At 54.9% G+C, this 25,617-nt stretch carries 19 protein-coding genes and 1 riboswitch; of the genes, 15 read left to right on the top strand and 4 right to left on the bottom strand.

The features are described 5' to 3' along the window. Nucleotides 1-3: 3 nt before the first annotated feature. The 5 genes from cobN to cobJ are packed head-to-tail and all read left to right on the top strand — an operon-like array spanning nt 4 to nt 6,662. Entirely contained in the window at nt 4-3,372 is a 3,369-nt protein-coding gene (cobN, locus tag HKD32_RS08900; RefSeq protein ID WP_061930123.1) for a cobaltochelatase subunit CobN, read from the top strand. After that, nucleotides 3,369-4,553, top strand: a complete 1,185-nt coding sequence (gene cobG, locus HKD32_RS08895; protein WP_061930126.1) for a precorrin-3B synthase — start codon at nt 3,369-3,371, stop codon at nt 4,551-4,553. Before cobN ends, cobG begins: the two co-directional genes overlap by 4 nt. Further along, nucleotides 4,550-5,191 (top strand): precorrin-8X methylmutase, encoded by a 642-nt coding sequence (locus HKD32_RS08890; RefSeq protein ID WP_061930129.1) that lies wholly within the window; start codon nt 4,550-4,552, stop codon nt 5,189-5,191. Before cobG ends, HKD32_RS08890 begins: the two co-directional genes overlap by 4 nt. Beyond that, the gene (locus tag HKD32_RS08885) at nt 5,188-5,913 is read left to right on the top strand and encodes a precorrin-2 C(20)-methyltransferase (protein ID WP_061930132.1); all 726 of its coding nucleotides are present in this window, start codon (nt 5,188-5,190) and stop codon (nt 5,911-5,913) included. Before HKD32_RS08890 ends, HKD32_RS08885 begins: the two co-directional genes overlap by 4 nt. Beyond that, nucleotides 5,910-6,662 (top strand): precorrin-3B C(17)-methyltransferase, encoded by a 753-nt coding sequence (gene cobJ, locus HKD32_RS08880; protein ID WP_061930136.1) that lies wholly within the window; start codon nt 5,910-5,912, stop codon nt 6,660-6,662. The genes HKD32_RS08885 and cobJ overlap by 4 nt, the downstream gene beginning before the upstream one ends. Here the strand turns inward: cobJ and HKD32_RS08875 are convergent. Beyond that, nucleotides 6,635-7,396: a cobalt-precorrin-6A reductase gene (locus HKD32_RS08875; RefSeq protein WP_061930139.1), complete on the bottom strand. Its 762-nt coding sequence runs from the start codon at nt 7,394-7,396 to the stop codon at nt 6,635-6,637. The genes cobJ and HKD32_RS08875 overlap by 28 nt on opposite strands. Nucleotides 7,397-7,425: 29 nt before the next feature. Between HKD32_RS08875 and HKD32_RS08870 the strand changes: the two genes are divergently transcribed. Genes HKD32_RS08870 through cobM form a run of 3 tightly spaced genes read left to right on the top strand, consistent with a single transcriptional unit; the run spans nt 7,426 to nt 9,793 of the window. Further along, nucleotides 7,426-8,646 (top strand): bifunctional cobalt-precorrin-7 (C(5))-methyltransferase/cobalt-precorrin-6B (C(15))-methyltransferase, encoded by a 1,221-nt coding sequence (locus HKD32_RS08870; protein WP_061930143.1) that lies wholly within the window; start codon nt 7,426-7,428, stop codon nt 8,644-8,646. Beyond that, entirely contained in the window at nt 8,643-9,029 is a 387-nt protein-coding gene (locus HKD32_RS08865; protein WP_082905308.1) for a cobalamin biosynthesis protein, read from the top strand. Before HKD32_RS08870 ends, HKD32_RS08865 begins: the two co-directional genes overlap by 4 nt. After that, on the top strand, nt 9,026-9,793 hold the full coding sequence (gene cobM / locus HKD32_RS08860) for a precorrin-4 C(11)-methyltransferase (RefSeq protein ID WP_061930145.1): 768 nt from the start codon (nt 9,026-9,028) through the stop codon (nt 9,791-9,793). The genes HKD32_RS08865 and cobM overlap by 4 nt, the downstream gene beginning before the upstream one ends. On the opposite strand, the gene HKD32_RS08855 is transcribed toward cobM, so the two are convergent. Then, complete coding sequence (locus tag HKD32_RS08855) at nt 9,757-10,929, bottom strand: cobalt-precorrin-5B (C(1))-methyltransferase (protein WP_061930148.1); 1,173 nt, start codon at nt 10,927-10,929, stop codon at nt 9,757-9,759. The genes cobM and HKD32_RS08855 overlap by 37 nt on opposite strands. Between HKD32_RS08855 and HKD32_RS08850 the strand changes: the two genes are divergently transcribed. The 3 genes from HKD32_RS08850 to HKD32_RS08840 are packed head-to-tail and all read left to right on the top strand — an operon-like array spanning nt 10,923 to nt 14,322. Beyond that, the gene (locus HKD32_RS08850; RefSeq protein ID WP_061930151.1) at nt 10,923-12,245 is read left to right on the top strand and encodes a cobyrinate a,c-diamide synthase; all 1,323 of its coding nucleotides are present in this window, start codon (nt 10,923-10,925) and stop codon (nt 12,243-12,245) included. The two genes, HKD32_RS08855 and HKD32_RS08850, sit on opposite strands and share 7 nt — an antisense overlap. Next, complete coding sequence (gene cobO / locus HKD32_RS08845) at nt 12,242-12,850, top strand: cob(I)yrinic acid a,c-diamide adenosyltransferase (protein ID WP_194257864.1); 609 nt, start codon at nt 12,242-12,244, stop codon at nt 12,848-12,850. The genes HKD32_RS08850 and cobO overlap by 4 nt, the downstream gene beginning before the upstream one ends. 29 nt (nt 12,851-12,879) lie before the next feature. Next, complete coding sequence (locus HKD32_RS08840) at nt 12,880-14,322, top strand: cobyric acid synthase (RefSeq protein ID WP_061930698.1); 1,443 nt, start codon at nt 12,880-12,882, stop codon at nt 14,320-14,322. A gap of 6 nt (nt 14,323-14,328) precedes the next feature. Here the strand turns inward: HKD32_RS08840 and cbiB are convergent, their stop codons facing one another. After that, nucleotides 14,329-15,321: an adenosylcobinamide-phosphate synthase CbiB gene (cbiB, locus tag HKD32_RS08835; protein ID WP_061930702.1), complete on the bottom strand. Its 993-nt coding sequence runs from the start codon at nt 15,319-15,321 to the stop codon at nt 14,329-14,331. 36 nt (nt 15,322-15,357) lie between these two features. On the opposite strand from cbiB, the gene cobD reads away from it, so the two are divergent. The 3 genes from cobD to glgP all read left to right on the top strand — a co-directional run bounded on the left by cobD (nt 15,358) and on the right by glgP (nt 19,985). Continuing rightward, nucleotides 15,358-16,395, top strand: a complete 1,038-nt coding sequence (gene cobD / locus HKD32_RS08830; protein ID WP_061930705.1) for a threonine-phosphate decarboxylase CobD — start codon at nt 15,358-15,360, stop codon at nt 16,393-16,395. After that, on the top strand, nt 16,392-16,976 hold the full coding sequence (locus HKD32_RS08825; protein WP_337905508.1) for a histidine phosphatase family protein: 585 nt from the start codon (nt 16,392-16,394) through the stop codon (nt 16,974-16,976). Before cobD ends, HKD32_RS08825 begins: the two co-directional genes overlap by 4 nt. Nucleotides 16,977-17,477: 501 nt before the next feature. Then, a complete protein-coding gene (glgP, locus tag HKD32_RS08820; RefSeq protein ID WP_061930710.1) occupies nt 17,478-19,985 on the top strand; it encodes an alpha-glucan family phosphorylase in 2,508 nt (835 codons plus the stop codon). Between the two features lie 436 nt (nt 19,986-20,421). On the opposite strand, the gene HKD32_RS08815 is transcribed toward glgP, so the two are convergent. Continuing rightward, nucleotides 20,422-22,737 (bottom strand): TonB-dependent siderophore receptor, encoded by a 2,316-nt coding sequence (locus tag HKD32_RS08815; protein WP_194257862.1) that lies wholly within the window; start codon nt 22,735-22,737, stop codon nt 20,422-20,424. A 348-nt stretch (nt 22,738-23,085) separates the two neighbouring features. After that, nucleotides 23,086-23,287: riboswitch (cobalamin riboswitch) on the top strand. A gap of 94 nt (nt 23,288-23,381) precedes the next feature. Here HKD32_RS08815 and HKD32_RS08810 point away from each other — a divergent pair. Then, complete coding sequence (locus tag HKD32_RS08810; RefSeq protein ID WP_194257861.1) at nt 23,382-25,607, top strand: TonB-dependent receptor; 2,226 nt, start codon at nt 23,382-23,384, stop codon at nt 25,605-25,607. Nucleotides 25,608-25,617: the final 10 nt, after the last annotated feature.

The following is a 25,617-nucleotide window of genomic DNA, read 5'->3' as shown; positions in this document are numbered from 1 at the left end:
GTCATGCATCTTCTTGTCCGCGAACGACATGGAATAGACGATCAGGACGTGGCCGAGGATCTCGACCATGCGCCAACGGACGTCGTGTTCCTGTCTTTTTCGGACAGTGATCTTCTGGCGCTGGAACAGGCCTACGAAAAGCTGAACGCCTCGTCCCAGGGAGGGGCTGGCTTCTCACTGAGATTGGTCAATCTCTCGCGGCTCAGACATCCGATGTCCGTCGATCTGTATATCGAACAGACACTTTCTGAAGCGCATTGTGTTGTGGTGCGTCTTCTGGGGGGGATTGATTACTGGCGATATGGTGCGGAAGAAGTCAGAAACTCCTGTGCCAGAAAGTCCATTTCGCTAGCCTTGTTACCGGGAGATGCTCGTCAGGACGCAAGGCTGGAAGAATGGTCCAATGTTCACGCGACCGATCATGAACGGCTCACGGGCTTTCTGAAAGAAGGAGGCCCGGACAACACCCGCCGTGCACTGATTCTGATGGCACATCTTGCCGGATGTGGCGCAGATCTGGCTGGGATGCCGGAGCCTGTGCCATATGCCGGGCTATATCGCGCCGGAAAGCCCAACCTCTCTTTGCAGACAACAGTTGTTTTCTATCGCGCCCATCTTCTTGCCGCAGATACAGCGCCCATCGACTGTCTGGCAGATGCCTTGGAGAGGGCTGGTCTCTCGGCAGACGTGCTCTATGTTTCCTCTCTCAAAAATCCTGACGTCGCCGAATACCTGCGTCATCATCTGACCCAGTCACGCCCCGACATCATCCTGAATGCAACCTTCTTTTCTGCTCGAGGAGAGGGCGGATGTTCTCCACTGGACGACGCGGATGTGCCGGTCCTTCAGGTGTTGCAACCCAATTCAACCTGTCAGTCATGGGAAGAGAGCGGACGCGGCCTGTCTCAATCCGATCTCGCGATGCAGGTTGTTCTTCCCGAACTGGATGGGCGGCTTCTGGCAGGACCTATTTCGTTCAAGTCAGAAACGGCTCCCGGGGATGCAGCGAGGCATGATCCTTATCCGGCAGGCATATCGGCTGTTGTCGCCCAGGCAAATGCGTGGGCAAGACTGAGGAATCTGAAGCCCGAAAGCAGACATCTGGCCTTGATCCTGTCTGACTATCCAAGCGCAGAGGGCCAGTCGGCTCACGCCGTTGGCCTGGATACGTTTGCCAGTCTGTGTGCCATTGTGGAAGCACTGAAAGACGAAGGGTACAGTTGCGGGGGCGCCGAAACATGGTCCAAAACCCAGTTTGCAAACTCGTTATGTAACAAGCCAGTCCAACAGCTTCTGAGCCTTCAGGAGTATCGGGAAGCGTTTGAAACTTTGCCGGACCAGTTCCGGCAGTCTGTTCTGACCGCATGGGGCGAGCCAGAGGACGACGCCGCTTTTCAGGACGATGGCTTCTGCCTGAAAGCCCTGAGACTTGGGCATATAGTCATCGCAGTCCAGCCTGATCGTGGCGCAGCACTGGACCGCAAGGCACAGTATCACGATCCTGATACGCCCCCGCGTCATGCCTATGTCGCGTTTCATCTCTGGCTGCGTCAAGTGTGCCAGATTGACGTAATGGTTCATCTTGGAACGCATGGCACTTTGGAGTGGCTACCGGGAAAAGCCGTTGCACTGTCGCAAGGCTGTGCTCCTGCTGTTCTGCGGGGAGCATTGCCTGTCCTCTATCCTTTTATCGTCAATAATCCAGGGGAGGCTGCGGCTGCCAAACGGCGTCTTGGTGCTGTTACCATCGGTCACATGACGCCACCTGTCATGAAGGCGGGGCTCGATGCCGGGATGGCCGAACTGGAGCAGTTGATTGATGAATTCGCGGAAGCCGACGGCCTGGACCGCCGACGGGGTGCCATCCTGCGGCGTGCCATTCTGGACCGTGCATCCGGAATGGGCTTGCTGGCAGAAAGCGGTGTAAAAGCGGGCGAGGGGGATGAAGCCGAGGCTCTGGCCCGTCTGGATGCCTATCTTTGTGATGTGAAAGATCTTCAGATCCGGGATGGGCTACATGTTTTCGGGAAAATCGCCCCTCATGCAGACAGGCTCGCGACGATGGTGTCTTCGGTCGCTCAGACGCCAGCGGGCGAGATTGCCTCCTTGATTGAAGCCAGTGCGGACGCGGAAATGGCTTCGCTGCTTGCTGGATTGGAAGGACGCCTTGTTCGACCTGGTCCTTCGGGCGCACCGACCCGGGGACGAGTAGATGTTCTTCCGACTGGCCGTAATCTGTTCACCATGGACCCTCGGGCCGTGCCAACGGCATCCGCTGTGGAATTGGCAAGAGCGCAGTCGCAGCAGATCCTTTTGCGACATCTTCAGGAAGAGGGCGAACCACTCCTGCGCATCGTGATGGATCTGTGGGGCTCTTCTACGCTCCGGACTGGTGGAGAGGATCTGGCACTGGCGCTTCTTCTGATGGGCGTTGAACCTCTCTGGGATGCGTCCAGTGGGCGTGTTTCCGGAATTGAGGTTACGCCAATCGCTGTTCTGGATAGGCCACGGGTAGACGTCACACTCAGAATTTCGGGTCTGTTCCGAGATGCTTTTCCCGGTCAGATTGCCTTGTTCGATCAGGCCGTTCAGGCCGTCTCTGCCCGCGAAGAAGGGGAAGAGTGGAACCCTCTCGCCGCCAGTGTCCACGATCTTGAAGGAGAAGAGCGAAAAGCGGCAACAGCACGGATCTTCGGAGCCGCTCCGGGAACGTACGGAACCGGTATTGAGGAAATGCTGGCAAGAGGAACGTGGGAGACGCGGTGTGAACTCGGTCAGTCCTATCTTGAAGGGAATGACTGGATGTATGGGGGGGGGCGTGACGGTACGCGGAATGCGGCAGCTTTGGCAGAAAAGCTCAAACAGACGGATGCTATTCTGCATGTTCAGGACCATGCGGAAACCGATATTCTAGAGAGCTCTGACGTAGCGGCACATGAGGGGGGGCTTTTTGCCGCTGCTGAGATGCTTGGAGCAGATCCTGCCCTCTGGCATGGCGACACATCCCGTCCGGACGCACCACGTCTGCGCGATACTGAAGCGGAAGTTGCGCGGATCGTCCGGGGGCGCTTGGCAAACCCGCGGTGGTTGGAGGGTATGCGGCGCCATGATTATCGTGGGGCCGCGGAAATGGCGCGTGGGCTGGATGCACTATGCGCCTTCGCGGCAACGGTGCCAACGCGGTTCGATCACCAATTTGATCTTGTCTTTGCGGCTACACTTGGAGACGAAACCTGCGATACGTTCCTGGAACGCGCCAATCCGCAGGCGCGACATGCGATGCGAGAGCGCTTTCAGGGCATGATCCGTCGCGGCCTGTGGCATCCCCGAAGCAATAGCGTAACAGCGTTTCTGGAGGGGGAGCAGGGATGAGCGATACCTCTCTGATCCGTGGCTGGTGTCCCGATCTTTTTGCGCCGATGAAGGCTCGCGACGGTTTTCTCGTGCGGATCAGACCTCCAATAGAGGGGCTTGATGCAAGGCAGGCGCGCGCGATAGCCGCAATCGCGTCTGAACATGGAAATGGTACAATCGAACTGACGAACCGGGGAAACCTGCAACTTCGTGGTTTCTCGCTGGACGGTGCTCATTTGGCCGGTAACATCGCAGTGGAATGCGGAATCGCTGACCCTAACCCGGCACGGGAGCGAAGACGGGCAGTTCTTGTTTCCCCCTTGGCTGAACATGATCCGGCCTGCCATCCTGATACACTTCTGGTCTCCAGAAGACTTCAGGTCGAGCTCTTAGCGCATGATCGGCTTGACAGCCTGAGTGGCAAGTTCGGGTGGGGTGTGGATGGCGGCGGTTTTGTGCCTCCAGGAGCCCTTTTCGCCGATATAGTTCTTCAGGCGCAGCAGGATGGGTGGGCCGTACGCTGTGGAGGCCTGACAACGGAGGTCCTGGACGAAGAACTGGCGGTCCAAAGGGTTGTAGCCCTCTCTGATGCGTTCGCCAGACAGCCAGACATCAGGCGTCCAGCCCATAATGATGGCGCCACAAAAGCCTTGTTGGAGAAGGTAGGGTTCCGGAAATATCTTCCAACCGAACCTGTTCCTGTTTTCGTGCTTCCTGTGGGCAAACTTCCCGGACACCGGGTCGGAATGGGGCTTCCGTTCGGTAGGCTGCAGGCTGCTGACTTCAGTTTTTTGGCCGAACAGCTCGGAGAAGACCGTTTGCGCGTGACGCCTTGGCGAGGTGTCATCATGCCTGAAAATACCACAAACCATCCTGATTTTATCGTGGACGCTGCTGACCCGCGCCTTCGGATTGAAGCATGTGTCGGTGTGTCAGGATGTGAAAGAGCAACAGAGGATGTTGCCGAAACTGCCCTGGCTCTGGCATCTGACGTTCCTCCTGGCTGTGTGCTGCATGTTTCAGGCTGCGTAAAAGGATGCGCTCATCCCGGCGCAGCAGATATGACGCTCATTGCCAGAAACGGACGATATGATGCTGTGCGCAATGGGTGCACGAAAGATACGGTCTCGTGGGCCGACAGGGACTTACCCGAAATCCGGGGCCTGCTATCCCGCGAACTGAAGGAGATACAGGCTTGAGCGCCGGACCTTATTCTTACGACTACATCCGGGATGGCGCTGCCATTTACGCCCGATCCTTTTCCACCATCCGGGGCGAAGCGGACCTGTCTGCTTTCACACCCGAACAGGCACAGATCGTGGTTCGCATCATTCATGCCTGCGGGATGGTTGATGTCGCAGGTTCAGTCAGCATGACCGCCGACCTCGTGAGGGCTGCACGAGACGCTTTGAAAGCAGGTAAGCCCATTTTGTGTGATTCAGAGATGGTCGCACATGGTGTGACACGAGCACGGCTTCCAGCGAATAACGCTGTAATCTGTACTCTGCGTGATCCCCGCACGCCGGAACTCGCACGGACCATTGGGAATACGCGTTCAGCCGCTGCTCTCGATCTGTGGGGAGACCAGCTTGAGGGAGCCGTTGTTGCAATCGGGAATGCCCCGACCGCCTTGTTCCATCTTCTGGAACTGATTGACGCGGGCGGCCCACGACCTGCAGCCATTATCGGTATGCCAGTAGGATTTGTTGGGGCCGCTGAATCCAAGGATGCCCTGGCTGAAAGATCAGACTTGCCGCATGTGATTGTTCGCGGGCGTCTGGGAGGAAGTGCAATGGCTGCCGCAGCCATCAATGCACTCGCTAGTGAAGCCGAATGACAGACGCTACGGTCTATGTTGTGGGTGTGGGCCCGGGTGATCCGGAACTCATGACGCTCAAGGCGGCGAAGGTCATCGCCCAGTCTCCGACAATCGCGTATTTCTGTCGGCATGACCGGATGGGCCATGCGCGCTGTATCGCGGATGCTCATATTGTGGAAGGGACGCGCGAATTGCGATTTGCGTATCCGTTTACCATAGAACGCCAGGTCAATGATCCGTCCTATCACCCTGATATGTCATCTTTCTATGATGACTGTGCGACCCGGATCGAAGCCGAAATCCAGCTTGGGCGAGACGTGGCGATCCTGTGCGAGGGAGATCCGTTTCTATACGGGTCTGCGATGTATCTGTTTGATCGTCTGAAAGCCGGTATTCCCTGTGAGGTCATTCCCGGCATCACGGGCATGAGTGGATGCTGGACGGAAGCCGCGCTTCCCATGACCCATGGTGACGATGTGTTGTGCGTCCTGCCTGCCACTATGCCGGAAGATGATCTGGCTCACTGGCTTGAAAAGGCGGATGCGGCCGTCGTGATGAAGCTTGGGCGCAATCTTCCCAAACTTGAGGCAGCTCTGAAACGCGCTGGCAGGATGCAGGATGCTGTCTACGTTGAGCGTGGAACGCAGGATGATGCCCGCGTCATGCCTCTGGCGGACATGTCCGAACCTGCACCCTATTTTTCCCTTGCTCTCCTGCCAGGACGCCGTGGTATCCGATGAGTCGCATTTTCGTCATCGGACTCGGGCCGGGTAATCCGGATCAGCAGACGCCAGAAGCGCGCAAGGCGCTATCTCTGGTAACGGACGTGATTGGCTATGGGCCCTACGTAGCCCGTCTTGAACTACCCGAAACCGTTGTGCGTCACCCCTCTGACAACAGGGTGGAACTGGATCGCGCCCGACATGCTCTGGAACTTGCAGGGCAGGGACGTTGCGTCGCGATCGTTTCAGGCGGTGATGCCGGCGTCTTTGGCATGGCCAGCGCGCTGTTTGAGGCGATCGACCATGGATTGGAGCTATGGCGGACTACCGAGGTCACTGTGATTCCCGGCGTGTCAGCCGTCCTCGCGGCGGCGGCCCGGATCGGTGCACCTTTGGGGGGCGATTTTTGTGTCATGTCCCTGTCAGACAATCTCAAACCATGGGATGTTGTTTGCCGCAGATTAAGGCTGGCCGCAGAGGCCGGATTTGTGATTGCACTGTACAATCCACGATCCAAAGCGAGGCCTTGGCAGCTTGGTGAGGCGCTGGATATTCTCCGAACCTGTCTGCCGGGTACAGTGCCAGTTGCGTTTGCCCGTGCCATTGGACGTCCCGATGAACGCCTCACACTCACGGATCTGACGAATGCTGATCCAGAGTGTGTTGATATGAGCACACTGGTTTTGATCGGCAGTGAACTGACCCGGAAGATTAAGAGGCCTCAGGGAGAAGCCTGGCTCTACACGTCTCGGTCAGTTCCAGCATGACGATGCTTTTGCAGCCAAAGAAGTGCCTCATCGACGGTCGCGACAGTCTCTGCCAATGGCAATACCGGACGATCAATCATGATAACCGGCAACCCAAGGTTTCGAGCGGCGGCAAGCTTGGCGGACGTCGCCTCGGAGCCCGCATTTTTCGTGACCAGCACCTCAATGGCGTGATCTTTCATGAGGGCCATTTCACTGGCAACGGTAAATGGCGGGCGAGCCAGAAGAAGCAGCACATTCTGCGGCAGGGACGACGGTTCAGGCGCGTCAATACTACGCAGGACGTAATGATGTTGAGAGGCGCGTTGAAACGGGCCGAGATCCTTCCGACCCGTCGTCAAAAAGACGGTCTGGGGAGCATCTCCAAGCGCCGCCGCAGCTTCATCAATGCCCGAAACATGCGTCCATTGATCTCCCTCGACTTCCGTCCAAGCTGGGCGGTCTATCCGAAGCAAGGGAATACCGCTGCGGGCACAGGCCATCGCAGCATGGCGGCTCATCTGGGCTGCAAAAGGATGCGTGGCATCCACAACGGTCCCCACGCTCTGGTCCCGCAGGAAATCACGCAGTCCGTCCGCTCCACCAAACCCACCAATTCGCACCGAAATAGTTGGCAAAACCGGATTTTTCGTTACCCCGGCGAGGGAAAAAATGGTGTCATACTCGTCATGAGAGCCAAGCAACTGAGCCAGTTGGCTGGCTTGGGTAGTGCCCCCAAGGATCAGAACGCGCATAGAATTGGTCCCTCTGCCGGAGCCGGCCGATGACAGCCCCATGGCTCAGCGTTATCGGAATTGGCGAGGATGGTGTCGAGGGGCTTTCCTCTCTGGCACGTCAGATCATCGCTAAGGCGGAAGTCGTTTTCGGCGGAGAGCGTCATCTGAGGCTGGCGGGCAGCGTGATCCGGGGAGCAACAGAAACTTGGGGTTCGCCGTTTTCTGACGGGATACAGCGTGTTCTGGAGATGCGCGGAAAACCCGTAACCGTTCTGGCTTCGGGAGATCCATTCTTGTTTGGTGTCGGAAGCACGCTTTCCAGGCATCTTGAATCCGGAGAACTGATCTGCATACCCGCACCATCTTCAATCGCCTGGGCCTGTGCCCGTCTTGGATGGTCACAGCAAGACGTTCGTGTCCTTTCGCTATGCGGGAGACTTTTGGAAACACTTGCACCGCACCTACAACCTGCTCTGAGACTGGTTGTCCTTTCTGCTGATGGGAATACACCCGGAATGGTCTGCCGCTTTCTAGCGGATCGAGGGTTTGGAAAGTCCCGAATTCATGTCTTGGAGCATCTTGGAGGCCCTGACGAACGCATACACTGTTTCCGGGCAGAAGATGGTACATTGCCTGTCTCGGATCTCAATCTGATCGGAATTGAGGTCGAGGCAGATAAAGACGCGCAGATCATTCCACTGGCTTCTGGCCTTGATGATGATCTGTTCGAGCATGACGGGCAGATTACCAAGCGCGAAATTCGTGCCATCACCCTCTCCACGCTTGCGCCGAGAGCGGGGGAGGTTCTGTGGGACATTGGAGGAGGGGCCGGATCGGTCGCGATTGAATGGATGCTGCGCCACCCCTCAAATCGCGCGATCACTATTGAACAGAATTCAGAACGCGCAGCCCGGATCAGCCGCAACGCTCTGACGCTGGGCGTTCCCGGTTTGCAGGTCGTAGAGGGTCGTGCGCCCGAGGCGCTTGTGTCTCTGGATCGTCCTGATGCCGTGTTCATTGGCGGGGGCCTCACCAGCGAGGATATCTTCATGCAGGCGCGCAAGGCACTCCCCGTGGGAGGACGTCTTGTCGCCAACGCTGTGACGCTTGAAGGAGAGGCCATACTGGCGGCTCAACATACGAAATATGGTGGCACACTAACGCGCATCGGCATTGAACGGCTCGACGCGGTAGGTCGTCTCCATGCATTTCGGCCCGCCATGCGAGTCACCCAGTATGGAACGACAATCTCAGGGGACAATGAATGATTGTTGCAGGTATTGGCTGTCGGTCAGGCATCAACACAGATGCTTTGTTGTCGCTGGTCCAACGTGTTTCGGCTGGTCACTCATTGGCCAGGCTCGCTGCTCCGGCCTTCAGAAAAGGGGAGTCAGCCATTTCTGCTCTGGCGAAAATTTTGAAAGTTGAACTGGTCTGGATTAGCGCGCAGGACATGGCTGAACGACAGGTAGAATGTGAAACTCATTCAGCAATCGCTTTCGAAAAAACCGGTTTCAGTTCCGTGGCCGAGGCGTGCGCTCTTGCTGGAGCAGGGCCCAAAAGCTGCCTGCTCGTTACACGACAGAGCAACAGAGACGTGACCTGCGCACTTGCGATATCATCAGACACGACAGGGATAGAGAACGGATGACGGTTCATTTCATTGGCGCTGGTCCTGGCGCAGCCGATCTTCTGACACTTCGTGGCCGTGATCTTCTGGCGTCCTGCCCAGTCTGTCTCTATGCGGGCTCCATCGTCCCTGAGGAAATGCTGGAGCATTGCCCTCAGGACGTCCGCAAAGTAAACACTGCGCCGCTTTCTCTGGACCAGATCGAGCAGGAATATGTTCGAGCTTATGAAGCCGGGCAGGACGTTGCGCGTCTCCACTCTGGGGATCTTTCCATTTACAGTGCGATCGCCGAACAGACCCGTCGTCTGGACAGGTTGGGTATTCCCTGGACCATGACACCTGGTGTGCCTGCTTTCGCTGCGGCCGCGTCTGTTCTCGGTAAAGAACTGACAGTCCCCGAAGTGGCGCAGACTGTCGTACTCACCCGCGTCAGCGGGCGTGCATCGTCCATGCCTCCCCGGGAAACATTGGCAGCTTATGCAGCGACGGGAGCAACGCTCGCCATCCACCTTGCAGTCCATGCGCTTGAGCGGATCGTAAAGGAGTTGCTGCCGTTTTATGGGGCAGACTGCCCAGTGGCAGTCGTTGCACGGGCAACATGGCCGGACCAAATTACCATTCGGGCAACACTTGGCACATTGCTGGAAAAAGCGGCCGAAAGCCCCGTCGAACGGACCGCGCTTGTTCTGGTGGGGCCTGCTCTTGGCGCGGAAGAATTTCGTGAAAGTGCGCTGTATGACCCCGAGTATCAGAGACGTTTCAGAGGTGGGTTACCCACTGGATGACTGCGCCCAACGCACTGCCCTTGCCGGTCAAATACCAGCACATCCAGCATGACATTACTGCCTTCCAGAACGCTGAGGGCAAATTGTCGTGCAACATTGGCGATATGGTCCCCAAGCGGGATCCCCGCCTGGGATGCGAGCAGAAAAGCTTCTGCAACGGTTGGCGTGAGGGCAATGGCCTCCGCCAGGTCCGAGGCGGCACCAGCAGTCGTCGCCAGCGCCGCGAGGGCAGTCATGTCGGCGCTTCCACGCTTGGAATGCAGATCCATCCGGCCTTGAGCCAGTTTCGTCATTTTCGCAATACCGCCCCCGATCGTGAGACGTGGAACCGGATGGCGCCGGATATATTTGAGAACACCGCCTGCAAAATCTCCCATTTCGATCAGAGCGGTCTCCGGCAACCCGTAAAGTTCCTGAACAGCACGTTCAGAGACGTTTCCAGTGGTAGCAGCCAAGTGGGGAAGATTAAGGGCACGCGCGACGTCAATGCCTCGATGGATACTGTCGATCCATGCGGAGCAGGAAAAAGGGACGACAATTCCTGTTGTACCCAGAATAGACAAACCGCCAACAATCCCCAGCCGACTGTTCAGTGTCTTTTTCGCCAAAGTGATCCCGTTTTCGACGGACACAGTCACTTCCGCGGCAACATCCGATCCGGAAACGTCTTCAAGCGCGCGAATAATCATCTGGCGGGGAACAGGGTTTATGGCGGGCTCTCCGGGCGGCAGAGGCAGACCGGGACGGGTAATGGTGCCGACACCGACACCCGCTACGAATGTCACACCGTTTCCCGATGGACACTTCCGTACCGCCGCATGAATGAGAGCGCCATGCGTCACATCCGGGTCATCGCCCGCATCCTTGACGACAGCCGCCCAGGCTCCGTTTTCGTTGAAGCCGTGGCCAGCCAGAACGAAGCTGGCCGATTTGCCGCCAGGAAGCGTAATGAGGACCGGATCAGGGAACTGACCCGTCTTCAAAGCCGTCCATGCTGCCTTGGCCGCCGCAGTAGCGCAGCTTCCGGTCGTCCAGCCATATCGGAGTGGGGGCGCTTGGGCAGTCATCATGTACAGAATACGATATTTATGCCTGAAAGCGAGCCACACACTCTGAACGAAGGCAAGAAATGACACGCGCTATCATGATTGCCGCTCCCCGTTCAGGCGGAGGGAAGACCACGACGACCCTCGGGCTGCTGGCGGCTCTACGCGGAAGAAACATTGCCGTACAGGCGGCGAAAACCGGGCCAGACTATATAGACCCTGCGTTCCATGAGGTTGTGACAGGACGTTCCAGTCTCAATCTGGACAGTTGGGCCATGACGCCCAGCCTTTTGGAAACCATGCTCGCCCGATCCGCCGAGGAGGCGGACCTGCTTGTGGTTGAAGCGGCTATGGGATTGTTTGATGGGCTGCTCGGGCCTGAAAAGTCGCGCGGAGCACCATCGGATATCGCGGCACGTTTCGGTATTCCGGTTGTGCTGGTGCTGGATATCTCAGGGCAAGGACAATCAGCCGCCGCCATCGCACATGGCTTCGCAACACTGGACCCGGATGTTCGTGTTGCGGGTGTTGTTCTGAACCAGGTTGCGTCCCCCCGTCATCTTTCCATGGCGCGTGAGGCTGTGCTTGCGGCTGGTATCCCGGTTCTGGGGGCCTTTATGCGTGATTCGTCTCTAAAATTGCCAGAACGGCATCTTGGACTGGTGCAGGCACGAGAACAGGCGACGTTAGAAGAGCTTCTCCAGCGCCTTCAAAGGCGAGCGGAAGAATCGCTTGATCTCGATAGTGTTCTTCAGACCGCATCCCCACTGAACGCGCAGGACAGAGGAGAGCTTGCCGTCCTGCCACCTGGACAACGGATCGCCATTGCAGATGATACTGCATTTTCCTTTCTTTACGGACATGTTGCAAAAAGCTGGCGGCAGGCCGGTGCAGAACTGATCCCGTTCTCGCCACTCGCCAATGAGGGGCCTGATAAGAGCTGCGACGCCTGCTGGCTTCCCGGTGGATATCCGGAACTGCATGCAGGCTCTCTGGCTGCGGCAGATCAGTTTATCAGACGTCTTGCAGCTTTCTCCCGAACTCGCCCGGTTCATGGAGAGTGTGGAGGCTTCATGGTGTTGGGACGGGCGCTTGAAGATGCTGATGGCATAATCCATCAGATGACCGGCCTTCTCAGCCATGAGACAAGTTTCGCAAAGCGGAAAATGAATCTTGGCTACCGGGAAGCTATTCTCCAGACGGATTGCGCTCTGGGTACGAAAGGCGCGGTTTTCCGCGGGCATGAGTTTCACTACGCCCGTGTGACAAATCCGGGAACAGACTCTGCGCTGGCACTCCTTCGCGATGGGAATGGCAACGATCTGGGATCAGCAGGCGGATATCGTGGGCATGTGTCAGGTTCATTTTTTCACGTTATGGCAGGCAGAGGCAGGGACGCGATATGAGCAATTCGGATGAAAACGCCCGCTATCGGGAAAAAATGCAGAAACGCAAGGATGTGCAGGACCAGGAAGTCGCATCCAAGACCGTGGAAAAAGGCATTCTGGCCGTTCACACCGGATCGGGAAAAGGGAAGTCAACGGCGGCTTTCGGCCTTGCTCTGAGGGCACTCGGTCATGGCCGACGGGTTGTGGTGGTACAGTTCATCAAAGGGGCCTGGATGACGGGGGAAAGGTCCGCTCTGGAGCGTTTTGAGGACCTTCTTGAATGGCACACTATGGGCGAGGGCTTTACATGGGAGACACAGGATCGCTCAAGGGATATCGCGGCCTGTGAGCGCGCGTGGGAGGTTGCGAAAGCAGCTTTGAAGCGTGACGATGTCGGTTTGGTGGTTCTGGACGAACTGAATATTGCCCTGCGTTATGACTACCTTCCGCTGGAGCAGGTTCTGTCTGACCTCAAGGACAGACCAGCCATGCAGCACGTCGTCATTACTGGCAGAAACGCCAAGCCTGCTTTGGTGGAAGCAGCGGATCTGGTGACGGAAATGACATTGGTAAAGCATCATTTCAGCGCAGGCGTCAAAGCACAGGCCGGGTTTGAATTCTGATGGGTAGCGTACCGAAGACGCGGGCTCTCATGTTTCAGGGAACCGGCTCCAGCGTTGGAAAATCGGTGCTGGTTGCGGGTATTGCCCGTGCTTTGACGCGACGTGGACTAAAGGTAAGGCCCTTCAAACCTCAGAATATGTCCAATAACGCCGCCGTAACGCGCGATGGTGGTGAAATCGGGCGTGCGCAGGCCTTGCAGGCGCGCGCTTGCGGTGTTGATCCAACGGTCGATATGAACCCCGTTTTGCTGAAGCCACAAAGCGAAACCGGCTCACAGCTGGTCGTCTGTGGAAAGATGCGCGGAACCGTTCGGGCTCGGGAATATCAAAGCGTCAAAAAAGCTCTTCTACCAGAAGTTCTCAGTGCTTTTCAGCGACTGGCGGCAGACGCGGATATTGTTTTGATCGAAGGGGCAGGGTCTGCGTCCGAAGTCAATCTCAGGGCGAATGACATTGCTAATATGGGGTTTGCTGAGGCAGCGAATGTCAACGTCGTTCTGATTGGTGATATTGACCGGGGTGGCGTGATTGCCAGTCTGGTGGGCACACAAGCTGTTCTACCTGACACGGATGCCGCGCGGATCAAGGGATTTATTGTCAACAGAATGCGTGGAGATGCCTCGCTGTTTGCTGCAGGTATGACCGTTATCGCGCAGCAAACAGGTTGGCCGCCTCTTGGACTTGTCACGCATCTGGCGCGCGTCGGAGATCTGCCGGCCGAGGACGCTTCAGACCTTATAACGACCACGGGTGCTGCGAGTGGCCTTCACATAGCCGTGCCGCACCTGCCGACAATTGCCAATTTTGATGATCTCGACCCCTTAAAATCCGACCCGGGCGTTTCTCTGGATATTGTTCCGCCGGGTCGGCCACTTCCCGTGTGTGATCTCGTTATTCTTCCAGGATCAAAGGCGACTATTTCTGACCTGAAGGCCTTCAGGGAACAGGGGTGGGATATAGATCTCAAGGCCCATGTCCGTCGTGGAGGTCGAGTTCTGGGTATCTGTGGGGGGTATCAGATGCTTGGCCACACGATTGAAGATCGAGAGGGCCTTGAAGGCTCCTGCGAAATGGTGGAAGGGCTGGGCCTGCTGAATGTGAAGACGGTTCTGACAAAGGAGAAACGTCTGACCGAAGTGTGCGGAACCCTTCTTCCAGAAAACATTGCACTGTCCGGATACGAGATTCATATTGGCCGCACGACCGGAGCGGATTGCAACCGGCCTTTTGCTATTCTTGAAGGCCAGCCTGATGGCGCCGTTTCTGCAAACGGGCAGGTCTGGGGAACGTATCTGCATGGGCTGCTTTCTGGCGGCAAGGCACGCGCAGCACTTCTCGCACGTCTTGGGATACCACTCAGTTCCTTGCAGGATCAAGATGAGCGTGTTGAAAACGCCCTGGACGAGTGGGCTGACCATCTGGAGAGCTGTCTGGATCTGGGCGCGCTTTTATCGTTGGCTCAGCCTGTTTGATGTGCGTCAGAGCCAGAGCAACGGCATTAGGCCGATAAGAACAAGACCCTGAACCCCACATGCTCGACGATAGAGCCGGAGTGCCCTTGCGAGATCGTCCTGTGTCGCTTCCGATCGGCCATTGCCCATCCAATGGTCTTCAACCATCATGCCACCATAGACACGGGGCCCTGCAAGTTTGAGGCCCAGTGCACCTGCCATGGCAGCTTCCGGCCAGCCTGCATTGGGGGAGCGATGATGGCGGGCATCGTATCTGACGGCCTGAAAAGCCCCCAATGGACTGGCCTGCCGCATCGTCATGGCGCCAAGAATGATCCACACTGCAGAAAGACGGGAAGCGGGGAGATTGATCAGATCATCCAGCTTCGCAGAGGCCCATCCGAAGGCAGCATGACGGGGCGTGAGATGGCCAATCATGCTATCCGCAGTATTGATAGATTTGTAGAACACAACTCCGGGCAGACCACCAAGCGCCGCCCAGAACAGCGGTGCGACGATCCCGTCCGAGAAATTTTCAGCCAGACTTTCGATAGCTGCCCGGACCACACCGGCTTCGTCCAGTTGCTCGGGATCACGCCCTACAATCATGGAAACAGCTTTCCTGCCTCCTGCCAGGCCTTCGAGCTTCAGGCCATACAAAACGGCGCGGACGTGTTCCCAGAGGGATCTTTGAGCAATAAGGGTACTTGCGACCAACCCTTCCAGAATATGGATTTCCAGAGGAGTGGCGATCAGGCTCAAAAGCTTGAGAGACAACAAGACAATCAAGACAGGAAGGGACGTCAGCAGGCCAAGAACAATGATACCTTTGAGTTTGCGACGTCGTGGAGTGTCATTGGAATGGTTGAGCCGATGATCCAGTCGGGCAATAAGAGCGCCAACCCACGTCACGGGATGGCCAATCAGACGAAACAGCCAGGCCGGATAGCCAAAAACGGCCTCGATTGCGCAGGCGAGACAGGCAACGGAAATCGTGTGGGAGAGAAAGGAGACGCTCATGGACCTGCATATTTCATCCGGATGCCGTGATCTAGCATGACGGCAGCCATGCTGAAAAATATGCCAGCCCATGGCGGGCAGGTTCGTCAGATCATGCGATCTTTTCCCGAAGCGCCATTGCCCTTCGTGGATCTTTCAACTGGAATCAGTCCTTACGCTTACCCTGTCGATCAGGCGGCGATAGGGGATTGGACACGATTACCAGAAGCGGAAGCAGAAGAAGCGCTCCGGCGGGCTGCTGCTCAAGCTTACGGCGCTGCATCTTCCGATATGATTGTTGCCGGACCGGGAACACAGATGCTTATCGCGCTGTTGCCAGTAGTATTGCAGGCTAACCGTGTCACGATTTTTGGCCCGACATACTCTGGACATGAGCAATCCTGGCGTAATGCAGGAGCAGACGTTTCAATCGTGACGGATTGTTCCAGTTTTGAAAATGCCGCTGATCAGCCGAATCAAGTCTGTGTTCTCTGCAACCCTAATAATCCAGACGGACGATACCTCTCGATTGCACACCTTCGAAAGCTCTCAGAAAGATGCGCTAAATCAGGGTCTTATCTGATTGTAGACGAGGCTTTTGCAGATTTTGAAGAAGAAAATACAGTTTCTCTTCTTCCTTCTCCGAGCCTGATCATTTTGAGATCTTTTGGGAAAAGCTACGGATTGCCAGGGATAAGGCTTGGTTTTTTGGTGGCCTCCAAGAATCTTGCAGATCAAATGCGCACATTTATGGGTGATTGGGCTGTCAGTGCTCCCGCACTGACCGTCGGGTATCAGGCGCTCACCAATACGACATGGATTACCCGTATCAAGAAGCGTCTTGATGATGACAGAACAAGGCTTAACGCCGCTCTGATCAGTGCTGGACTGCTTGTGTATGGATCAACCCGTTTGTTTACTTTGATCCATACAGAACAGGCGTCTGAACTTTGGATGTTCCTGTGCCAAAAAGGCATTGTGACGCGCGTTTTCCCACAACGCCCCGTCGAGTTGAGGCTGGGAGTACCCCGTAATGGGGAAGAGTGGCACCGGTTGGAAAGAGCACTGTCTGACTGGGCGTCCCGGCCCAAATGAAGCTTTTCTGTTTCGCATTGCCGATGTCGCCAAGCCTAAAACAGAGCGTTTTCCCTAACGAAAAGGTTCTGCGAAACTTCTCGGGGCTAAGAAATCTCGCATTGCCGAGGGCTGATCAATGGGTTGTAGGGACTTTACAAGAAGAAGCAGAACAACTGGCAGAAACTATCGGACAGCCAGTTACGGTCGCTCCGGAGTTGTGTTCTCGTCATTATGGAGCGTGGAGCGGACGCCCTTTAAAGACAATGTCAGCAGAAGATCTGGAGAAATGGCTTCATGATCCGAAGTTTGTGCCGCCGGCCGGAGAAAGCCGCAGCATGGTCTATCATCGCGTGGTGCAGTGGCTTCGGAAGATCCAGACAAAAGATGAGACAGTGGCGGTAATGGCGGACGCCGATATCGTCCGGCTCCTGATTCTGGTCTGTCTTGGATTGGATGTGACTTGGGAAAATCTACTGGATGTCGCACCGACAAGCTGGAACATTCTTTCTTACCGGACGCACTGGCGTCTTCAGACCCTCTCTCTTCCTCCTGAAAAATCAGATTTTGAAATTACTTGCGGGTCAAAAAACGATCATTGATCCAGGCCGCTGCGCCAACAGCGACAAGAATTGGTCCCAGAATAAACAGGGCGGCGACAAGGCTAATAACAATAATAACCCCAAGCGACATGCTGTTTTCTCCCAACCTAAAAAAGAAACTTTCACGCACGGAAGCACGTTTGCCACGGTTCCCGCATATATCTGACAGATTTGTGCTTCATAATCACCTCTGAAAAGGGGAACGCCGTGCGTTATTTTCTATTTTTCCTTTCAGGAATAGCTTTTACGCATTTCTGGCTGCGAAGGATCTCGCTCAAGAATAGTCCTGCGTTGTGTAGTTCGTGACTTGATTACTGGAGAGAAACTGGCCGCAAGTGGTCGAAAATATGATTTTCCTTCCGGGAATAAAGCATGACATCACGAAGTATGTCTGTGATGTTCTGAAAGCGTCTTTCTTTGGCTTTGGTGCGTTATACTTCTGGTCAACGTGCTTGCGTGAGGCAATGTCCTTCAGGCAAAAGCCATGGGAGTTCCGGTCTGATGACTGCAACATCACCCCGTCCGTCACGGGCGACAGAAACAGCTTTGAAAATTCTCGCCCTAGATCTTCACTGGACCTGGAACCATGAAGCCGATCTTCTGTGGGAAAGTATCAATCCTGACCTCTGGGAGAAAACGCGCAATCCTTGGATTACGCTGACCAGAACGCCCAAATCAGACCTTGCAACAGCTCTGAGTGACCCTGACACCAAGGCATTGATAAAAGCCAGTATGGCGCGCCGGAAGTACGAGCTTGAACGGCGCACCTGGTTTACTCAAAAACACCCGGACAGCAGTCTGTCTGAAGTCGCCTATTTCAGCATGGAGTTCATGCTTAGCGAGGCTCTTCCCATTTATTCAGGTGGGTTGGGAAATGTAGCCGCCGATCAATTGAAAGCCGCCAGTGATCTGGGTGTACCAGTTGTCGCGGTAGGGCTCCTGTATGCACAGGGATATTTCCGGCAGGAAATCACGCCTGAAGGTACGCAAAAAGCCCTTTATCCCTTTAATGATCCCGCCCATCTTCCTATCCAGCCTGTTCTAACCCCTGAGGGGGAGTGGTTTCGCCTGTCCGTCCAGACTGCGACGGGTGAAATCTGGCTCCGCGCCTGGAAGGCCGTCATTGGACGGGCAACCCTGTATCTTCTGGATACGAATGACCCTGCCAACCCTCCGGCTATTCGTTGCATTACCACGCAGCTTTACGGAGGGGATGCCGAGCTTCGACTGCGTCAGGAAATGGTTCTGGGTATTGGAGGCTGGCGGCTTCTGCATGTTCTCGGACATAGACCAGAGATCTGCCATCTGAACGAAGGCCATGCAGCCTTCGCCGCATTGGAAAGAGCGCGCTGCATTGCAGAAGACCTGAATATTCCGTTTTCACAAGCACAGATTATCGCTCGGGCCGGGACACTTTTTACCACCCATACCGCTGTTCCTGCCGGATTTGACCTTTTCCCGCCCAAATTGATCGAAAGCCATCTGACGTTTTATTCTGAAGAGCGCCTCGGTCTCCCCATTCAGGAGTTTCTGGCCCTCGGCAGACTCAATCCGGAGAATACGGATGAGTTCTTCAACATGGCCTATCTGGCCATGAAAAGCAGTTGTGCCGTGAATGGTGTCAGTCAGCTGCATGGAGAGGTGAGCCGCTCCCTTTTTGCTCCGTTGTTTCCTCGTTGGCCGCAAAAAGAAGTTCCGGTTTCCTTCGTTACCAATGGCGTTCATACCCCTACGTGGGATTCTGTTGCAGCGGACGATCTCTGGACCAGAATAGCGGGGAAGGGACGCTGGCAGGGAACGCTCGAAGGCCTGGGAGACGCTGTCCGTCATCTGGATGACGAAAGTTTATGGCAGATGAGATACGCCTCAAGGCGTGGTCTTCTTCAGGCGTTATCCGAAGAGCTTCCATCCCGACAATGTACCGTCGGAGAGGATGGATTGTGGTGCCTGCCAACCCCCACTCTCAGGCCAGACGCACTTACGATCGGGTTTGCCAGACGATTTGCGACTTACAAGCGCCCGGATCTTATTCTGCATGATGAGGAACGACTTGTCAGACTTCTGAAAGACGAAAGCCGCCCTGTTCAGATCATTCTGGCTGGAAAAGCTCATCCCAAAGACATGGAGGGGCAGGCCATGATTACGCGCTGGGTCAATTTTTGCCAGCGTCAGGATATCGTGGGCAAAGTCGTCTTTCTGGCAGATTACGATATGGCTCTCGCACAGAAGATGGTCCAGGGCGTAGACCTCTGGCTGAATACGCCGCGTCGTCCGTGGGAAGCCAGCGGCACAAGCGGCATGAAGGTTCTGGTGAATGGTGGCCTGAATCTTTCTGAAAGGGACGGATGGTGGGCGGAAGCCTATACCCCCGAAGTCGGATGGGCTTTGGGGGACGGGTTGGAGCATGGAGGCGACCCGGCTTTCGATCATACCGATGCGCAGGAACTGTATCGACTGCTGGAAGAACACGTTTTGCCAGAGTTTTTCGAGCGGGATGAACAAGGCATTCCTCGGGCCTGGATCGCCAAAATCCGGGAGAGCATGGCTCGTCTGACACCGCATTTTTCTGCAAACCGCACTGTTCGCGAATATACGGAGACGTTCTATCTGCCTCTGTCAGAGCGCTACAGAGAGCGGCACCAGATCGATAGCTCCTCTGCCCCCGATATTTTTGACCGTAGTAAAATGCTTCAGGCAGGATGGAGCAGCCTCCGGATTGGAGAGGTGGTTATTCCTGATAAGGAGAGTGGTACATTTCCTCATGCTTTCATCCATCCCGGAACGATCGATCCAAAATTGCTCGATGTTCAGCTTTATGCCGAACCAATAGAGGGGAAGGCGCGGATCGTGCCTCTCCATCGAACTGAAGATCTTCAGGATGGGTGGATCGCTTACGAGACAGATGTGAATCTGGAGGGAGAAATCTCTGATTATACGCTTCGTATCATACCCGTTATGGACGGTCTGTGCGTTCCTCTGGAGGCGCCTTTCATCCTTTGGCAACGATAAAGGATATCTGCGTGGTCGCCAGGGGAGTGGAGTATCATGTCACGAGATCTGACACGGTACTTTCTCCGTCTGTGCGATCTGCCCCAAGCGTGCACTCATGCAAAAAGGCGATCCTGTATTAAGAGGCATTATTTTCTTTTGTGTGAAGAAAACTTATCTCTCCCGAGTGTTTTCTTTCATGGAGGACTATACATTCCTCGTGTTCCAGCGGCAGCCGGAGAAAGATCATGGAAAAACGTTGGGTTCTTCTAACAATTATTATCGTTCTCGCAGCTCTCATCATGCTGTTGATGTGGTCCAAGCAAACCGATCCCGGTACGGTAGGGGCAGGCACACATACAGAGAAAACTGCTCCCCAGGCGCTTAACACCGTGCCTCCGTATCCTTTGAGCCACGGTGTATTTCAGTCAATTTGTAGAGCAGCCTAAAGCCGGCGTCAGAAGTTTGATCGGAGCGTAAACATGAAGTTTCTCGGCTCTCCGTAGTAGTTATAGTAGTAAAGATTACCGAGGCGCTGGTAGTAACGTTTGTTGGCGATGTTGTTCAATGTTGCAGACAGGGACAGATATTTGTTCCACTGATAGCTGGCTTGAACAGATCCAATGATATAGCCGCCCTGAGTGACGGTGCGGTTGGTACCAAAAGTGCCGGTCTGGGCATTCAGACCACCTCCGATACTCCAAATGTTTTTCTGTGCTCCATGATAAGGTTCAAAGCGATAATGCGTCCACAGCTTCCACAAGTGCTTGGGTGAGTTCCCGGCATAGGTTAGGCCGGCTTGGGTCGCATTTCCATTATTGACGATCTTGTTGTCGTTATATGTGTAGCTGGCGTTGATGTCCCATCCTTCCAGCGGGCGACCAATCAGTTCGGCTTCAGCGCCCTGACTGCGGGTCTTTCCGGTAGCGACATAACAGTCATCCACCCCACCCGGGCCACAGATGGCACCAATCGTACTGTTGTAGATTGCTTCGTTCTTCTGGATGATCTTGTAGCCTGACAGGGTCATGCCCAGATGGCCTTTAAAGAACTCACCCTTGATACCACCCTCAAGCTGATTGCCTCGAACAGGGGCAAGGCGCCCCGTTGTGTCGAAAGCCGATTGCGGGGAGAAGGTAGAAACATAGCTGACATAAGCCGTGACGTTTGGACGCAGATGGAGAACGCCGCCGATATAAGGGGTCAGAATACCTTGTTGATCAATGTCGGTGCTGGTTGTGCCAACGGTTGGGGAAATACGACGTGTCTTGCTGACGTAACCACTGACGCGACCGCCAATCAGAATAGCAAAAGGTGAAATCGGTTTGATTTGTGCCTGGCCGTACACGCCCCACTGGGTCGAGGGCTCCCAATAGCGATTGCTGATCGTAGGAAGCGCAAGGGATGGAATAGAGCCTGAGGCAGTCAGCGGAATTCCTCCCAACGCAGCATAGCTGCGGGAATTTACGCTGGCTCCGCCACCTTCATAGGCGTAGCGGTCATAATTGGCGCCCATCATCAGGGTATGTCGTTGCCCGAAAAGATGAACTGGCCCCGTGACATAGGCATCCAGACCATCATTTGTTTCGTCATACCGAGTATTGGCGACGACAAAATTTCCGGTTCGGGCCGTAGCGTTATAGGCATTGAGATATGCATATTGCAGCATTGTATCGGCTGTTCGGTGCCGATAGTTGATGCGCCCGCGCCATCCATGTGAAAACAGATGCTCAAGTTGAGCTTCTACTTCCGTCATGGGTACTTCGGATTTCCCCCAGTTTGCGCCAACAAACGTACTGGTTGGCAGCTTCAAATCCGCACCGTTGCTGGCACGGGGAAGACCCATGTAGCGCGTTGTGTCGTTGGTCTGGGATGTGACTGAAACAGTCAGCGTGTCACGGCGGGTCAGATGGACATCTGTCACGCCATAAATCGTCCAACGACGGTCGTAGGCGTTGTTGTAGAACTGATTGCGATCAGTCCCTGCAAATACGAGACGGGCAGAGATGATCTTTGAATGTGCGATGGGTCCACCCACATCCAGTGTGGCGTGATAGTTATTCCATGACCCGGCAGAGAACGAGGCATTTCCCTGGAAATCGTTGGTTGGACGCTTGTGCACGAAATTGACGCTACCACCAGGTGTGCTGGAGCCCTGTAGCATGCCATCTGGCCCGCGTAGAACCTCGATACGGTCATAGATTGCCAGATCATACTGCTGGCTGAGGGTCAGTCCCCCCATGGATGGAACGCCGTCATACTGCGCCTGCAGAGTAAATCCACGCGCTGTGTATCCGCCAGTTCCGTCTCCATACATGTTGACGTTGACACCAGCGACCTGTTTGAGCGCAGCATCAACCGTATTGAGATTCTGATCTTTCATCTGCTGGCTGCTAAGCACCGAGATGGATTGAGGAACGTCCATGGGCTTAAGCAGCATCTTGGTCGTAGAAACAGCCGAGACAGTATAGGTGCCGGTCCCATCCGTAGATGCGTCCTTGCGGTGACCTTCTACAAGAAGTTGTTCGATGCTTCCGGGAAGCTGGTTGTCGTCCTGGGCGTTCGAATGCGCTTGTGTTTTGCTGTCCTGGTGAACGGAAGGGGTTTTGGCCGAAGCCGTGGGAAGGAGTTTTTTATGTCCGTCTTCAGGTTTCCCAGTATCATCAGACGTAGCGGCAAATGCGCCAGTCCATGACCCGGACAGCAAAAAAGCTGTGAACAACGCAGGATAAAGCTTCTTCCGGGGTAAGGAACCCGACAGGACAGGTTTCATGGAATGGTCTGACTACCTCCAGCAAGAATGAGTGTTCGCGGGAATGTTACATATATTTCTGCGAACTTTTTATGAAGATGATACTCATTCTCAGAAAGAGCAATATGAAAGTTAAATGTTTTTTCAATATAGAAGTGTTGCGAAGCGATTTTCCAAGAGTTTTCAGAGGTATCATAAGCCTTGGAAAACCTTTGATATATATACCCCATAGGGGAATCGTTCAGAGCAGGTCTGCCGCGCTGGCTTGTCTCACTTCGTCAATATTGCAATAGCAAAACTAAATTTAATTCAAAAAAGCATATTGTTATGTTATAACATATATGTTTGACTGTTCTGGAGTTTCGGTTATGTCCCTTGCTCACGGATGGTTCCCCGAGAGGGGATGAAAAGGGAACGCAGTGAAATGCTGTGGCTGCCCCCGCAACTGTAAGTGGTGAGACAGGCCACACGGAGGCTTTTACGCCCGACCACTGGAGCGCCTGCTTTGGGAAGGTTTGTGACCTGTCATTGATCCGCGAGCCAGGAGACCTGCCATCGAAAATGGTTACAGACGAAGCGGAAGGGCGGGGTGCACCGGACGCAGTGAGGGTCTCTTTCTCTCACTCATCGTAGTGACGCATTGTTGAGTGAAGTTTGCGTTATCCATGAGGAAAAAGAGTTTTGTTGGTGTACTGCCTGTCGCAGCACTCACCGTGTGCCAACCAGCATTTGCCCAGACGGAAGATGTTCGGAAGACCGAAACAAAAGCAAAAGAAGAGCACATCACCGCACATGGCCGGGTACAGTCTCTTAAAGACACAGCGGCAATTGGCGGACGGCTTGGACTAACGGTTCAGCATAACCCTGCAACCATCAACGTCATCCAGCGAAGCGTTATGGAGCAGCGGGGCTATGCTCATGCTGAAGAGGCCGCCGATAGTGCTCCGGGCGTGTCATCTGGTGGCTCTCCCGGAAGTCCGGCCCAGATGATGATGCGTGGCTTCAGTGGGAATCAGGTTCTGATCCTGCGGGACGGGATCTATTATGGCCCAACCACCATGGTGAACCGTCCACTTAACAGCTTTAATCTGGAGAGCGTTCAGGTTCTTAAAGGTCCATCATCCGTTCTGTACGGACAGGGTGCTGTGGGCGGGACTGTGGACATGCGAACACGCGACCCTGCATTCGATGGTCCTCATGCGAATGCGCTTGTGTCCTATGGCAGCTTTAATACCTGGAATGCAGGTGTTGGAGGCTCTGTTCCTATCACCAATACCTTGGCAATCCGCAGTGATTTCAGCCGCACGTCCTCAGACGGGTATGTCGCAGGGGCTGACCCGCACAGTAACGATTTTACAACTACATTGCTCTGGCATCCGTCTAAGAAGTTCACAGCCCGTCTGAGTGTGGACTATCTCACAGATCGGCTTTCAACCTATTACGGAACGCCTCTTGTTCCACTCTCCCAGGTGCATGATGGGGTCGGCGGTTTGCTGTCTTCCTCCAAAGGGCTTGGGGTCAGCCGGTCTTCACTATGGCGATATTACAATACAAAGGACGCCAAAGCAGGCTCTGTCAACGTAACACCCACACTGCATTTAACGTGGCAACCCACTGTAAATACAGCTTTTCATAACAAAACTTATGTCGTGTATGCCAATCGTACATGGAACAATACTGAGTCCTATAGCTATATCAGCACCCCGGGCCAGACAGATGCGAGCGGAAACGCAATCGCTCCAGGACGCGTCGGTCGTGATCGGTTCTATGTTTACATGAACCAGCATCAGGTTGGAGACAACGTGGATGGACAGTTTGATTTCCATCTCTTTGGAATGAAAAACCGTCTCGTGGTCGGCGGGGATGCCTATTATGTACGGCTGATCCGAAACCGTGGGTTTCCTGATGCTAATTATGCAGACAGCGTTTCTTTGGCCAGCCCGGAACGGACGCAAACGGGTAGCTTTGCCGGCGAGTATCCTTACACAAAGTCACCCACAACAATGGTTGATGCCGGTATCTTCATGGAGGATGTGCTGACAATCCGCGATAACTTTCGGGTTGTAGGAGGCTTTCGTTATGACTGGCTGAAACTGGATCGTCAGAATTACAGGCAGAATGGGACTTTTAACGCGGGAACAAGCTTCAAAGGCACCTACCACCCTGCCAATTTCCGTATTGGCCCTGTTTATGATCTGACGGACAACATCAGTCTTTATGGTGTTTATACGACCGCCGAGGACCCACCAGGCTCTAATATTTTCCTCGTCAACAAAGATCAGTTCAGTCAGTTGAGCCGCTCTCGACAGGGCGAAATCGGAGCCAAGGGGTCGTTCTGGAAAGGGCATCTGACCTCGACGTTATCCCTCTACGATATCCGGCGAACCCACGTTCTGGTCGCAACAGGGGTCGATACCGTTGCGACGGCAGGTGTGCAGAAATCCCGTGGTGTGGAATGGCAGGGGGATCTGGCACTTGGCAAACACTGGAGCCTCTCCGGAAACGTCGCATACACGTGGTCGCGATATGGCTCTTTCCATCCGTCAGCATCGGTGAATGCGTCAGGCAATCAAGTCCCGAATGTTCCTGCGGTGACGGCTAATCTCTGGGGTGTCTGGTCCCGCATTGCGGATCTACCCGTCGATCTTGGAGCAGGAATGCGGTACGTCTCTGCACGTCAAGGAGATTATGCTAACACACTGAGTTTGAAAGATTATGCTCTGGTTAATCTTTTTGCTGCATGGCACGCTTATCGTGGTGTCACGGTGTATGGCCGGATTGACAATGTGGGTAACAAGCACTTCATCCAATGGGCTGACACAAGCTATCCAAGCGAAGTGATGCTCGGAGCCCCACGATCCTTTTCCATCAGCCTTCAGGCCGGCTTCTGACAGTGTCAGA

This window comes from Gluconobacter japonicus, from assembly GCF_015244665.1.
Lineage (GTDB): Bacteria > Pseudomonadota > Alphaproteobacteria > Acetobacterales > Acetobacteraceae > Gluconobacter > Gluconobacter japonicus.
Note: the sequence above shows the minus strand (reverse complement) of the source record. Positions and strands in the feature narration are given on the sequence as shown.

Bases quoted from the DNA above. Each gene is read 5' to 3' on its own strand.
- cobN (WP_061930123.1), top strand. From the start codon at position 4: ATGCATCTTCTTGTCCGCGAACGACATGGAATAGACGATCAGGACGTG.
- cobG (WP_061930126.1), top strand. From the start codon at position 3,369: ATGAGCGATACCTCTCTGATCCGTGGCTGGTGTCCCGATCTTTTTGCG.
- HKD32_RS08885 (WP_061930132.1), top strand. From the start codon at position 5,188: ATGACAGACGCTACGGTCTATGTTGTGGGTGTGGGCCCGGGTGATCCG.
- cobJ (WP_061930136.1), top strand. From the start codon at position 5,910: ATGAGTCGCATTTTCGTCATCGGACTCGGGCCGGGTAATCCGGATCAG.
- HKD32_RS08875 (WP_061930139.1), bottom strand. From the start codon at position 7,396: ATGCGCGTTCTGATCCTTGGGGGCACTACCCAAGCCAGCCAACTGGCT.
- HKD32_RS08870 (WP_061930143.1), top strand. From the start codon at position 7,426: ATGACAGCCCCATGGCTCAGCGTTATCGGAATTGGCGAGGATGGTGTC.
- HKD32_RS08865 (WP_082905308.1), top strand. From the start codon at position 8,643: ATGATTGTTGCAGGTATTGGCTGTCGGTCAGGCATCAACACAGATGCT.
- cobM (WP_061930145.1), top strand. From the start codon at position 9,026: ATGACGGTTCATTTCATTGGCGCTGGTCCTGGCGCAGCCGATCTTCTG.
- HKD32_RS08850 (WP_061930151.1), top strand. From the start codon at position 10,923: ATGACACGCGCTATCATGATTGCCGCTCCCCGTTCAGGCGGAGGGAAG.
- cobO (WP_194257864.1), top strand. From the start codon at position 12,242: ATGAGCAATTCGGATGAAAACGCCCGCTATCGGGAAAAAATGCAGAAA.
- HKD32_RS08840 (WP_061930698.1), top strand. From the start codon at position 12,880: ATGTTTCAGGGAACCGGCTCCAGCGTTGGAAAATCGGTGCTGGTTGCG.
- cbiB (WP_061930702.1), bottom strand. From the start codon at position 15,321: ATGAGCGTCTCCTTTCTCTCCCACACGATTTCCGTTGCCTGTCTCGCC.
- cobD (WP_061930705.1), top strand. From the start codon at position 15,358: ATGACGGCAGCCATGCTGAAAAATATGCCAGCCCATGGCGGGCAGGTT.
- HKD32_RS08825 (WP_337905508.1), top strand. From the start codon at position 16,392: ATGAAGCTTTTCTGTTTCGCATTGCCGATGTCGCCAAGCCTAAAACAG.
- glgP (WP_061930710.1), top strand. From the start codon at position 17,478: ATGACTGCAACATCACCCCGTCCGTCACGGGCGACAGAAACAGCTTTG.
- HKD32_RS08815 (WP_194257862.1), bottom strand. From the start codon at position 22,737: ATGAAACCTGTCCTGTCGGGTTCCTTACCCCGGAAGAAGCTTTATCCT.
- HKD32_RS08810 (WP_194257861.1), top strand. From the start codon at position 23,382: ATGAGGAAAAAGAGTTTTGTTGGTGTACTGCCTGTCGCAGCACTCACC.